Raw genomic sequence first — 12,619 nt, 5'->3', positions numbered from 1 at the left:
CCCCTTGGTCAGCCAATTTGCGACAACTTCATCAAATGTTTGAGATCTTTGAGAAGCTGCTTTCCCGAGTGTTCCACGCCGTAATGCATCATGACGTTGCCGAATGGGTCCACCAGCAAAATCCGGGGCGCAGCCTCGGGTGCAACACCCGTGGGCCAGGCTGACGATGTTCCCGACACAGGACGCAGTCGCTCCATAGTGTTGTATTCGGCACTCCAGCGTTGTTCCAGGCCGGAAGGGACATTGCCAAGAGCCGCGGCACGGCTGATCCGGGGAGCGTTCTTGCCAAGGGCAATATTGACCTGTCGGGAAAGGTAGAGAAGCTGTTCACAGTCGTCGCCGCAGGTACCTGCAACGACCAACATAAGCCAGTTAGGGTCCACTTTATCTGCGCCAAAACGTTGCGCCAGAGGTTCGCCCCCGGACGTTTCAAGGTTCAGCGCCTGCACCTGCAACGGCGGCACAATAAGCTCGCCCTCATTGGTGTGACCCAAGGGGTTTAACCATCCGGTGTAAAACATAATGGTGGCCAGAACCATCGGCCCGAAACCTACCGCAAACAGCAGCAGGGCGGTGCGCCGGCCACGCCGAACCTGTTCCGGGTTTGGGGAATCCTGCCCGGTCACGGAGTCAGCCGTTGTCGTTGTCATTATCGGCTCCTGTCTTTCAATCGTTCGTTGTTTTTTTTCTACTCGCCACTACCGTCAATATAGCCAGTGCTACCGCAAGCGCAAACCATTGGGCAGCATAACCGTAATGAGTCTGTGGGCCCATCCTGTCTGGCGTATGGTCAGCCCGGTAAGCACCGGGTTGCTGGCTGTCTGCCAGCTTCAGCACCATGCTGGCCGGTTCGTCTGTGTACGCTTGCACCCGGGCCATCGGCAGGGTCTGTACCCGTTGCGGCCAGTCACTACCGGCGTTCGGCTCAGCCGCCAGTACCGGCGGCACCGGATAGTCGTCCAGGCGACCCTCCAGAGTGAATAAGGCCTGTGGCGTATCAATATCCGGCAATTGGTCACGGGTTCGGGGAGCCCTGACCCAGCCACGATTGACCACCACCGGTGGACCCTCCAGAGGGTTGAACAGCGTTAACACCTCATACCCGGGCGCGCCATCCCGGGTCCGGTTGTCCAGCAGCCAGGTGTAATCGCTATACCAGCCGGTCAGGACCGCCGGTTGTCCTACCTGCAATCCCGTTGCGACCATTTCAGGCCAAGTGTCGGTGCCGGCGTTTTGCTGCCAGGATATCAACAGTTCCTGTTTTTCTTTGGCGCGGTCTAATTGCCACACCCCGAGGCTGATCAATAATGGCAAAAACAGCCCGCTGAAAACCAGTAATCGCCAGTCAAATTGCCATTGGCGATTCATCAACCGCACCTACCCATGCTTTGCTATAGTGATACCGAGGCCCGGAACAATGCCGGGAGTCTTGCCAACACAAAAATTCAATAACAGGAACGCCCCATGTTGAAAATACTCATCGTTGTACTGCTGTTGGCGGTGATGGTCAGCCTGTTCAGCGGACTGTTCTTTCTGATCCGTGACGGTGGCAAAACCAATCGAGTGGTTAACTCCCTGGCGGTTCGGGTCGCACTCAGCCTGCTGTTGGTTGCATTGGTGCTGACATCGCTGTGGACCGGGGATCTGACGCTCAACCCAACGCCCTGACCCCCAAGCCTTTAGATGACGTAAACAAAGACAAAAAGTGCCAGCCAGACCACATCCACAAAGTGCCAGTACCAGGCCGTTGCCTCAAATCCAAAATGGTTGTCCGCGGTAAAATGCCCCTTGCGGATCCTAAGCAACATGATGAACAGCATCAAAGTACCCAGGAAGACGTGAGCACCGTGAAAGCCCGTCAACATAAAAAAGGTGCTGCCGTAAATACCGGAGTTCAGCGTCAGGTCCAAATCTCTGTAGGCGTGCACGTACTCATAGGACTGCACAAACATAAACACAACTGCCAGCGCAATGGTGGCAACCAGCCAGAGCTTTACCTTGGCCCGGTCACCCGCCTTCATGGCGTGATGGGCAATGGTGACGGTAAAGGAAGATGTGACCAGTAAAAGCGTGTTGATCAGAGGCAGGCCCCAAGGCCCGATGACATCTGTCGGTCCTGGATAAGCTTGTGGGTCCGGGTTACTGACCAACGGCCAACTGGCCTGAAAACCTTCCCACAGCATATTGGTACTGCCCTTGTCACCCTCACCACCCAACCAGGGCACCACAAATACCCGAACGTAAAACAGCGCCCCGAAGAAAGCGGCAAAAAACATGATTTCCGAGAAGATAAACCAGCTCATACCCCAACGGAACGAACGATCCATCTGACTGCTGTACAGGCCGGCCCGGCTTTCCCGGATAACCGCGCCAAACCAGCCGAACAGCATGTACGCCATGATCAACGCACCCACCATGAACATAACCCAGGCGCCAGTGGTGCTGTCGCCCTGTTTGCCGCTGACCATGATCGATGCCACCCCGTACAGGGTCACGCCCAGGCCTACGGTGCCAACGATGGGCCATTTGCTCTGCTCGGGAACGTAATAGGTTTGGTTATCCGCCATAACTGTCTCCGATGGCTTAGCCGTTATTGTTAGTTTTTGTTTGTACCCGATCGGTCCGCGATACGTTCACCGGCTTACCCTGGTCGTACAGCGTATACGACAGGGTCAGTTTAGTGATGTGCTCAGGCAAATCCCGGTCGACAATGAAAATCAGGGGCATCTCGACACTTTCACCAGCATCCAGTGGTTGCTGGTTAAAGCAGAAGCATTCGGTTTTATGGAAGTACAGCGTGCCTTCGGACGGTGCCAGGCTGGGCACTGCCTGGCCCACCATGGCTTCTTCAGTGCCGTTGGCGGCATAGAAATTGACCGTCACCACCTCCCCCGGATGAACATCCACGCTGCGCACAACCGGGCGAAACTCCCAGGTCATACCTGGACCGTTACTGGCCAGGAACTGAACCCTGACCGTCCGATCCTCATCAACCTGCTGTACAGCGCTCGCCTCATATCGGCCACCGGTTTTGCCGTTTATGCCGGTAATCTCACAAAACACCTCGTAGAGCGGCACCAACGCAAAACCAAACGCAAACATGCCGACCACACCCGACAAACACCAGGCAATCACCCTGGAATTGCTGCGGCGTAAAGGCTGACTCGTTTCGGTATCATGTGCCATGGCTGTACCTCCCGGGTTATTTCACTTCCGGTGGAGTGGAAAAGGTGTGGTAAGGCGCTGGCGAAGGCACAGTCCACTCGAGGCCCTCGGCACCATCCCAGGGCTTGGCCGGTGCTTTTTCACCGCCTCTTACGCACTTCACCACAATGAACAGGAACAACAGCTGAGTCGCCGCGAACATGAACGCGCCAACGCTGGAGATCATGTTGAAATTGGTGAACTGTAACGCGTAGTCGGGAATCCGGCGCGGCATGCCCGCCAAACCAAGGAAGTGCATCGGGAAGAACGCCAGATTCATGCCCACAAACGACAACCAGAAGTGCGTCTTCGCGAGGGTCTCGTCATACATATAGCCGGTCCACTTGGGCAGCCAGAAGTATGCCGAGGCAAAGATACCGAAGATGGCACCCGGCACCAGTACGTAGTGGAAGTGCGCCACCACAAAGTAGGTGTCGTGATACTGGAAGTCGGCCGGAGCAATCGCGAGCATTAGCCCGGAGAAGCCGCCAATGGTGAACAGGATGATAAAGGCCACGGCAAACAGCATGGGCGCTTCGAAACTCAGTGAGCCCCGGAACATGGTCGTCACCCAGTTGAACACCTTCACCCCGGTCGGCACCGCAATCAACAGGGTGGCATACATGAAGAACAGCTGACCTGCCAACGGCATACCCACAGTAAACATGTGGTGCGCCCAGACCAGGAACGACATGATGGCAATCGCCCCCACGGCGTACACCATCGAGGCGTAACCAAACAGCGGCTTGCGCGAGAAGGCCGACACGATGTGGGATATGGCCCCGAACGCCGGCAGGATCATGATGTACACCTCCGGATGCCCGAAGAACCAGAACACGTGCTGGAATAACACCGGATCGCCACCACCGGACGCATCGAAGAAGCTGGTGCCAAAGTGAATGTCCATCAGCATCATGGTGACCACGCCCGCCAGCACCGGCATAACGGCGATCAACAGGAACGCCGTGATCAGCCAGGTCCAGACAAACAAAGGCATTTTCATCAGCGTCATGCCAGGCGCGCGCATATTCAGAACGGTGGCGATCACGTTGATGGCACCCATTATCGAGGATACCCCCATGATGTGCACCGCAAAGATGAAGAAGGTGGTACTCGGCGGCCCGTAGGTCGTCGACAGGGGAGCATAGAAGGTCCAGCCAAAGTTCGGCGCACCGCCTTGCATGAACAGGGTGGAGACCAGGATCAGGAAAGCGCATGGCAACAACCAGAAACTCCAGTTGTTCATTCGCGGCAAGGCCATGTCCGGCGCCCCGATCATTAACGGCAGCATCCAGTTAGCAAGACCGACGAACGCTGGCATCACGGCGCCAAACACCATGATCAGACCGTGCATGGTGGTCATCTGGTTGAAAAATTCCGGCTCTACGATCTGTAGACCTGGCTGGAATAACTCGGCCCGGATTACCATCGCCATGCTGCCGCCAAGCAGGAACATGGCAAAGCTGAACATCAGATACATCGATCCGATGTCTTTATGGTTGGTTGTGAAGAGCCAACGGCTTATGCCTTTGGCCGGGCCATGGTGATGGTCCTGGGCGTGGGTATCGATAACCGCACTCATGAAAACCCCCGTTACCGCCGTTTATTATGGCTGGTGATTGTTGTTATCTGGCGTTGGCTACTGTTGATTCTTGTAGTCAAAAATTTCTTTCGGAGTGACCATTTCGCCGGTGTTATTACCCCAGGCATTTCGCTCGTAGGTAATGACCGCCGCCAGATCGACCTCACTCAGCTGGTTACCAAAGGCCTGCATAGAGGTGCCGGGCGACCCGTTCACCACAATTTCGATGTGCCCTGCCATATCCTCAAGCGCCATCTGGCTGCCCTTGAGGGCCGGGAACGTTGGCGGTAAGCCAGTGCCATCAGCCTGGTGACAGCCGGCGCAGGCGGTTGCGTAGGCTCGCTCGCCCCGCTCCATCAATTCGTCCAGAGTCCAGTCTTTTTCGGTCAACTGACGTTCGGTCTCAGCGGCTTCTCTTTGTTCAGCCACCCAGACGTTGTACTCTTCCTCAGGCACCGCCTTTACAACAACGGGCATATAACCGTGATCCTTACCGCACAGCTCGGTGCACTGGCCACGATAGGTGCCCGGGACATCTACCCGGGTCCAGGTTTCATTGATAAAGCCCGGAATGGCGTCCTTTTTCACGCCGAACTCCGGCACCCACCAGGAGTGAATCACGTCATTGGCGGTCAGCAGAAACCGCACCTTCTTACCGACCGGGATCACCACCGGGTTGTCTACTTCCAGCAGGTAATGCTCGCCTTTGGCTTGCCGGTTACGGATCTGCTCCCGTGGTGTCGACATATTGGAGAAGAAGCTGAAATCGTCGTCGATGTATTCGTACTGCCAGCGCCATTGATAGCCGGTTATCTTGATGTCGACGTCTGACTCTGTGGTGTCATACATTTCCACAAGGGTAGCGGTCGCCGGTATGGCCATGGCCACCAGAATAGCCAGAGGCACAATTGTCCAGAGCACTTCAACCACTGTGTTCTCATGGAAGTTTGCCGGCTTATAGCCCCGGGATTTACGATGGGCAAAAATCGACCAGAACATAACCCCGAAAACCACGACGCCGATGGCGACACAGATCCAGAGAATGGTCATATGAAGGGTATAAATCTGATTACTGGTACTGGTCACCCCTGGCGTCATGTTCATGGTCCATTCCGCCATGACAGTGACCGGCAACAACAGACCAGCGGCTAGGGCCACTGCCCGCTTGGCATGCACGCGCATACTGTGTCTCCACAGAGTATTATTCTTGTCGGATTTTGCGTCATCCCTCTGCAGCACAATCCGGAGCTCGCAACACCGGATGTCTTCAGAGCGAAAGCCTGCTTATGGATATATCAACGTGGAGTATAGACACAGATCCAAAAAAGACTAAAAAATCTTTAAATCCAAAAGTGATAAAGAATCGATTTTGAGAACCAATACCCATAAAAGACCAAGGTTAACCGTCACAGACCATCGATTGTGGGCCTTGGCCTGGCCATTGATGTTGACCAACCTGACCGTTCCCCTGCTGGGATTGGTAGATACCGCTGTGCTTGGCCATCTCGACAGTCCCGAGTATCTGGGCGCCGTTGCCGTGGGGGCTAATCTGTTCAGTATTCTGTACTGGACATTCGGTTTTATGCGCATGGGCACCACCGGGCTGGCGGCGCAAGCGTGGGGTAAGCGGGATTCTTTTGCCCAAGTCGCGTTACTTTTGCGTTCGGTCCTTTTGGCTGTCGGCATTGGCTTGCTTCTGATTCTGTTCCACAAGCCACTGATCAGCCTTGGCCTGAGCCTGATGAACCCGAGCCCGTCCGTTTCCGCGCTGGCCGCAGAATATGCGGCGATCCGGATATGGAGCGCACCGGCGGTGCTATGCCAGTACACACTGGTCGGCTGGCTGATCGGCACTCACTTTCCCCGTGGCCCGATGGTGATGCTGATCATTGCCAACGGCATCAACATCGTTCTCGATATCTTTTTTGTGACGGTATTGGGCTGGAACAGTCGTGGCGTGGCTCTGGCCACTGTGATTGCCGAATACGGTGCCGCCGCTATCGGTTTTGTCATCGTGCTACGCCGACTGCCCGATGGCCAAAAGCTAAGCCGAGCACTGATCGGGCAACTGTCCGATTATCTGATGATCCTGAGGGTCAATCGCTACATCATGGTCAGAACCATTGCTCTGCTATTAGTGCTGGCCTTTTTTACCGCCCAGGGCGCACGCCAGGGCGACGTGGTTTTGGCCGCCAATGCCGTGCTGATTACCTTCTTGCTGGTCATTTCCAATGCTCTGGACGGCTTCGCCAACGCCGCAGAAGCACTGATCGGAGAGGCCGTCGGGCGCAACAGTCGGCGCGGATTCCGGCTCGCCTTTCGCAGCGCCTTGCGCTGGTCGCTTTGGGGGGCAGTCGCTCTAACTCTGGTGTTCGTCGCCGGTGGCCACTGGTTGATCAGTCTGTTGACCGGACTGGAAGAGGTGCGCACCGCCGCCTGGCAATACCTGCCATGGTTATGGCTATTGCCGCTTGCTTCGGTTTGGGGATTCTTGCTGGACGGCGTCTTTATCGGCGCAACCCGCACAAAAGAAATGCAAAACACGATGCTGCTGTCGGCATTGGGCGTTTTTCTTCCGGCCTGGTGGCTCACCTCAGATTGGGGCAATCACGGCCTCTGGTTCTCCTTGATCGCCCTGATGTTGGCCCGAGCGGGCAGCATGGGCTGGTTATGCTGGCATTATTCGCGAAACGACATCTGGTTCAAGGCAAATTAGACTGTCTCTGCCAGGCCAAGGCTCGATAACTTCAAAGACAAGGTCAGCATCGGGCAAAATCTTGTCTACACTGATCAGGAATGAAGGGCCTGTTCTGGTTACCAGTATTGATTCCCGGCCTACGGACTCCTTGCTCGAGAGGAAGGCGCCTTGCGACCTCAATTTGTACAGACACCGGCATCTCCTGACATGACACCACAGGCAGTCCTTGAGATTATTGACCAGGCCAGAAGAAAGGAAGCACGATCCGGCGCATTTCTCCGCCAGATGAAGGAGAAGGCCGCACAGTTGCCTTCAGTTATTCTGGTGGATGGTTATCAGCCTGCCACCTCACTGTTCCAGTTTGCCGTGGAATACATCGAGATGGCACCCAGGTTGATCGAATGTGTAGACGCCTGCGCCAGGGAAGCCGGCATTGCCGATCTCTTTCAACCTTTTGTGGTTGCTGCCACTCGCTACTTCACCCAACCTTCAGTATTGTTGGTACGTTATGACGGCCTTGATGGTTTGTTGATACGCGCATACTTGTGCCACCGCCTCATGGAAGAAATGCACGACAACAACCGGTCTATCCGCGCCGGCGAACTGATCGATCTGGAAGCCACCCGAGCCAATCTGCTTGCCCACGAGCTGATCGGTGAACCCTTTGCTAATGAGCTGGACGATGCTATCACGGTCACCGTTCTGCAGATTGCCGGCACCCCGGATTATTACAATCTCGACCTCGAACCTTTTATTGACCAGGTCAACAACAAGGCCTGGGACTGGATGCGCCATTACTGGGAAAACCTGCTGGAAAGGAACCACATCCGGTTTTCGCTGGGCTCCAGCTCGCTCTGATCCACTAAAACCACACACATACCGGGAGTAATCCATCTTGCTTGAGAACGCCGACCTGGGAAAACTCATTGTCCGGCTCACCCTGGGCGCACTGTTGCTGTTTCATGGCATCTCCAAGCTGCTCAATGGCGTGGGCTTTATTGAAGGCCAACTGGCCAGCCATGGTTTACCAACCATTCTGGCTTATGGCGTTTATATCGGAGAAGTGATCGCCCCATTGATGGTGATTCTGGGCTATCAAACCCGGATTGGTGCGTTGATCATCATTTTCAATATGATCGTCGCCATTGCTCTGGTCCACGGTCACCAGTTACTGGCCTTGAACAGCAACGGCGGCTGGGCACTGGAATTACAGGGGTTCTTTTTGTTTATTGCACTGGCCGTGATGTTCCTGGGGCCTGGCAAATACAAACTGAAAAACTGACTTTCAGGAGCCCGTCGTTGGGGTTAATTGAAGCCGCAACTGGCGGGAGAATCCGCCGAAATTAAGGGGTAATCCCCGGTTACCACCTAAGAGGAACGCATGTCCGATAAAAAGCACCCGATCACACCTGGCCGTTATCGCCATTACAAAGGACGGGATTACGAAGTCATCGGCGTGGCCCGACACAGTGAGACCGAAGAGGCCATGGTGATCTACCGCTGTCTGTACGGCGATTACAGTCTGTGGGTGCGGCCGCTGACCATGTTCCGGGAAACCGTCGAGCTGGCTGGCGAGCAGGTGCCCCGGTTCGCCCGCATCGACGCGGAGTAACCGTTACACAATGGCTTTCACTGCGACGGCGGTTTCCTGCACATTAGCGCACTTTTCGAGCTGCCGGCGCTCAAAAGGTGCCGGCAAACCGTCAATTCCTACCCGGAGTTTGCCATGAATGCCGTTGTTGCCGCGGTCCTGATCATGCTCGTTCTGAGCCTGTGCCGCATCCACGTTGTCGTTGCCCTGATCATTGGCGCCATATCCGGCGGTCTGGTTGCGGGTATGTCTCTGGACGCCACCATCAATGCCTTCAATAGCGGCCTCGGCGGCGGTGCCACCGTAGCCCTGTCCTACGCCACCCTGGGCGCCTTTGCCGTTGCCATCGGCAAATCCGGGCTGGCTCATGCACTGGCCGACAAGGCCCTGGCGATGGTCGGAAAACAGGACGAAGGCGGCACTACCGGCCCTGGGCATGTTCATCGGTCTGCTGATCGCCGTGTTCTTCAGTTACCGCGGGGGCCGTGATTACGACATGACGCGTATCGAGCGGACCGAGCGGGTGGACGCACAATACAGCCCGAAGACGCTGATCATGGCGCTGATCGCGATTGCGGTCGCGTTCGTGGTTCAGCTGTGGCTGGGTTCGATGATTCTCGGAGCCCTGGCGGGTTTCGTGCTGTTCAACATTTCCGGCGTGGTGAAGTGGAGGCACCGCCGGTGCCCTGGGCGATGCCGGCTCGCCGGCGTCTGATTCCACTCTCGGCCCTACCGCCGGCTTGAACGTCGACGGTCAGCATAATCACATCTGGGATACCGTGGTGCCTACGTTCCTGCACTACAACCTGCCGTTGCTGGCCTTTGGCTGGTTGGCGGCTATGGTGCTTTGACCTTTCTTGTCTTGCTTTGGCGTTTGCCGCCCTTTCGTAGCCTGCTGGCTTTAATGACTACGACGGGGCAGGCCAGACTCAAACTCAGTCGCCTGAGCCGGCCTTAAAAAACACCACCTGCTTAACCGTATGGTCATCCTCGTTATCCCGCTTGTTCACCCGGGTTTCCAGCTCAGCCGCCGACGGCTGCTCCAGGTCCGACAGGGCATCGGTATAGCCACACGCCACGCACTCGCGCACCTGCTCACCGGCATCGTCGGTGAACATCATGATCTTGTCCATCTCCGCACAGCGGGGGCAGACCGCGCCGGCAATAAAACGTTTCGGACTCGCCATAATACTACTCCACATCAAATGCCTGGCCATCGATACGACAGCCGGGCGGTGTTGGCTCAGGCGGCTGCGCCGGCGATGCCGGACTGTTTCAGCAGCGCGTCCACCTGGGGCTCGCGGCCACGGAAGGCTTTGAACAACTCCATCGGCTCCTGAGAGCCGCCTTTCTCCAGTATGTTATGAAGAAAGGCATGGCCGGTTTCCGGGTCGAAGATGCCTTTTTCCTCGAACAGGGAGAAGGCATCGGCCGCCAGCACTTCCGCCCACTTGTAGCTGTAATAGCCCGCAGCGTAACCGCCCGAGAAAATGTGCGAAAAGCTGTTGGGGAAGCGGTTGAACGCCGGCGCTTCGATGACCGCGATTTCGTTGCGTACGATTCGGTGCATATCCAGCGGGTTGGTGGGCGCTTCGTCGGTGAATTCCGCGTGCAGGCGGAAGTCGAACAGCGAGAATTCCAGCTGGCGCACCATGCCCATGCCGGACTGGAAGTTCTTCGCCGCCAGCAGCTTCTGCAACAGATCTTCCGGCAGCGGCTCACCGGTTTCGTGGTGGCTGGCAATCAGCGCCAGCGATTCCGGGTTCCAGCACCAGTTTTCCAGGAACTGGCTGGGCAGCTCGACCGCGTCCCAGGCCACGCCGTTGATACCGGAGACATCCAGCACGTCCACTTGAGTCAGCATGTGGTGCAGGCCATGGCCGAATTCGTGGAACAGGGTGGTGACTTCGTCGTGGGTCAGCAACGACGGCTTGCCGTTGACCGGTGGGGTGAAGTTGCAGGTCAGGAAGGCAACCGGTAGCTGGAGCTTGCCACGCATATCGGTCCAGCGTACCCGGCAGTCCGCCATCCAGGCACCGCCGCGCTTGCCCTGTCGGGCAAACAGATCCAAGTAGAACCAGGCCAGTGGCTGGCCGTTACGGCTGATACAGTAGGCCTTGGCGTCCTGATGCCAGGTTTCGACCTCGGGCTTTTCTTCAATTTGCACGTCAAACAGCTTTTCTGCCACCCGGAACAGACCCGGCACCACCTTGTCCACCGGGAACCAGGGGCGCAGGGTCTCCGGCGAGATGTCGTAACGCTTCTGGCTCAGTTTTTCGCTGTAATAGCCAATGTCCCACGCCTGCAGGTCATCCACGCCGTACTCATCTTTGGCAAACGCCTTCAATTCGGCAAATTCCTTCTCGGCCTGCGGCTTGGACTTGGCCGCCAGCTGGTTCAGGAACTCCAGAACCTCATCCACACTGCGCGCCATCTTGGTAGCCAGTGAACGCTCGGCGTAGTTGTCAAAGCCCAGCAGCTGGGCCAGGGCGTGACGGCGCTTGAGGATCTCTGCCATCACCGGAGTGTTGTCCCAGGTGGCGGCATCCGGGCCCTGGTCCGAGGCACGGGTAACAAAAGCCTCGTAAACTTCCCGGCGCAGGTCCCGGTTATCACAGTAGGTCATCACCGGATAGAAACTGGGGAAGTCCAGCGTGATCACATAGCCATCCAGCTCTTTTTGCCGCGCAGCCTGTTTGGCGCCTTCGATGGCGGTTTCCGGCACGCCAGACAGCTCGGTCACATCGGTGATCTGCTTGTACCAATGCTGAGTGGCATCCAGCACGTTGTCGCTGAACTTGTTCGACAGCTCCGCCAGCTCACGGGACAGGTTGGCGTAACGCTTCTTGTCGTCTTCCGGCAAGTCGACGCCACCCAGGTGAAAATCGCGCAGGGTGTTCTCAATGGACTTGCGCTGGGCTTCACTCAAACCCTTAAAGTCGTCCCGCGCCGCCAGCTTTTTATAGGCGTTACACAGGGCTTCATTCTGGCTGACCTCGGTGCTGTATTCGGTCAGCTTCTCCAGACAGTTTTTATACACCTTGCGAAGATCGTCGTTGTTCATCACACCGTTCAGGTGTGAAACCACCGACCAGGCGTTGCTCAGCTTGTCTTCCAAGGCTTGCATGGGCTGCGCGAGAGTGTCCCAGGTGGGATCGTCCTGCTGCGCCAGCGACTGAATCTTCATGCGGTTTTCGCTGAGAATCTGGTCAATCGCCGTTTCCATGTGCTCGGTGCGGATATGGCCGAACTTCGGCAGCAGATCGTCGGTTAGTAACGGGTTATTCATAAGTCCCCTTCTCAGCTATTTCAGTTTAAGGTACTTTCAGGCAACTCCGATGATTGGGGAGTCTTTGGGCGGGGCGCTTTCCAAAACTGTGCGGAGCCAGGGATGGCGGAGCCCAAGCGTCACATGGATGTGCCGAAGGAGCGTGTTTTGGAAAGCGCCCCGCCCAAAGACTCCTTACTCCCAAATCTATGCCAGTCAGAAGGTATATGTAATGGCAAATGTACGAGCTCACAAGGGTATCACACCACAATTCGG

At 56.4% G+C, this 12,619-nt stretch carries 13 protein-coding genes and 1 pseudogene; 6 read left to right on the top strand and 8 right to left on the bottom strand.

Going from position 1 to position 12,619, the window contains the following annotated elements; all coding sequences use genetic code 11:
* Positions 1-8: 8 nt before the first annotated feature.
* Positions 9-650, bottom strand: coding sequence for a hypothetical protein (locus IBX51_RS07395; RefSeq protein WP_291830284.1), 642 nt, complete (start codon positions 648-650; stop codon positions 9-11).
* A 16-nt stretch (positions 651-666) separates the two neighbouring features.
* Positions 667-1,368 (bottom strand): SURF1 family protein, encoded by a 702-nt coding sequence (locus IBX51_RS07390; protein ID WP_291830282.1) that lies wholly within the window; start codon positions 1,366-1,368, stop codon positions 667-669.
* Between the two features lie 96 nt (positions 1,369-1,464).
* On the opposite strand from IBX51_RS07390, the gene IBX51_RS07385 reads away from it, so the two are divergent.
* Complete coding sequence (locus IBX51_RS07385) at positions 1,465-1,668, top strand: twin transmembrane helix small protein (protein ID WP_291830280.1); 204 nt, start codon at positions 1,465-1,467, stop codon at positions 1,666-1,668.
* A gap of 11 nt (positions 1,669-1,679) precedes the next feature.
* On the opposite strand, the gene IBX51_RS07380 is transcribed toward IBX51_RS07385, so the two are convergent.
* The 4 genes from IBX51_RS07380 to coxB are packed head-to-tail and all read right to left on the bottom strand — an operon-like array spanning position 1,680 to position 5,968.
* A complete protein-coding gene (locus IBX51_RS07380) occupies positions 1,680-2,567 on the bottom strand; it encodes a cytochrome c oxidase subunit 3 (protein ID WP_291830278.1) in 888 nt (295 codons plus the stop codon).
* 16 nt (positions 2,568-2,583) lie between these two features.
* Positions 2,584-3,186: a cytochrome c oxidase assembly protein gene (locus tag IBX51_RS07375; RefSeq protein WP_291830276.1), complete on the bottom strand. Its 603-nt coding sequence runs from the start codon at positions 3,184-3,186 to the stop codon at positions 2,584-2,586.
* A 16-nt stretch (positions 3,187-3,202) separates the two neighbouring features.
* Positions 3,203-4,786 (bottom strand): cytochrome c oxidase subunit I, encoded by a 1,584-nt coding sequence (gene ctaD / locus IBX51_RS07370; protein WP_291830274.1) that lies wholly within the window; start codon positions 4,784-4,786, stop codon positions 3,203-3,205.
* A gap of 57 nt (positions 4,787-4,843) precedes the next feature.
* Entirely contained in the window at positions 4,844-5,968 is a 1,125-nt protein-coding gene (coxB, locus tag IBX51_RS07365; protein ID WP_291830272.1) for a cytochrome c oxidase subunit II, read from the bottom strand.
* A 262-nt stretch (positions 5,969-6,230) separates the two neighbouring features.
* On the opposite strand from coxB, the gene IBX51_RS07360 reads away from it, so the two are divergent.
* From IBX51_RS07360 to IBX51_RS07340, 5 genes and pseudogenes are all read left to right on the top strand, one after another.
* Positions 6,231-7,502, top strand: coding sequence for an MATE family efflux transporter (locus IBX51_RS07360; RefSeq protein WP_291830323.1), 1,272 nt, complete (start codon positions 6,231-6,233; stop codon positions 7,500-7,502).
* 189 nt (positions 7,503-7,691) lie between these two features.
* Complete coding sequence (locus IBX51_RS07355) at positions 7,692-8,342, top strand: hypothetical protein (protein WP_291830271.1); 651 nt, start codon at positions 7,692-7,694, stop codon at positions 8,340-8,342.
* Positions 8,343-8,379: 37 nt separating this feature from the next.
* Positions 8,380-8,766, top strand: a complete 387-nt coding sequence (locus IBX51_RS07350) for a DoxX family protein (protein ID WP_291830268.1) — start codon at positions 8,380-8,382, stop codon at positions 8,764-8,766.
* Positions 8,767-8,865: 99 nt separating this feature from the next.
* Positions 8,866-9,096 (top strand): DUF1653 domain-containing protein, encoded by a 231-nt coding sequence (locus IBX51_RS07345; RefSeq protein ID WP_291830266.1) that lies wholly within the window; start codon positions 8,866-8,868, stop codon positions 9,094-9,096.
* A gap of 114 nt (positions 9,097-9,210) precedes the next feature.
* A pseudogene (locus tag IBX51_RS07340) lies at positions 9,211-9,926 on the top strand (Na+/H+ antiporter NhaC family protein).
* A gap of 84 nt (positions 9,927-10,010) precedes the next feature.
* Here the strand turns inward: IBX51_RS07340 and IBX51_RS07335 are convergent.
* Entirely contained in the window at positions 10,011-10,262 is a 252-nt protein-coding gene (locus IBX51_RS07335) for a YheV family putative zinc ribbon protein (RefSeq protein WP_291830264.1), read from the bottom strand.
* A gap of 56 nt (positions 10,263-10,318) precedes the next feature.
* Positions 10,319-12,364 carry an oligopeptidase A gene (gene prlC / locus IBX51_RS07330; protein WP_291830263.1) on the bottom strand — a complete coding sequence of 682 codons (2,046 nt, stop codon included), beginning with the start codon at positions 12,362-12,364 and terminating at the stop codon, positions 10,319-10,321.
* Positions 12,365-12,619 lie beyond the last annotated feature (255 nt).

Source organism: Marinobacter sp. (genome assembly GCF_014859525.1).
In the GTDB taxonomy this organism is placed as follows: domain Bacteria; phylum Pseudomonadota; class Gammaproteobacteria; order Pseudomonadales; family Oleiphilaceae; genus Marinobacter.
The sequence above is the reverse complement of the archived record's forward strand: the minus strand, read 5'-3'. Positions and strand labels throughout refer to the sequence as shown.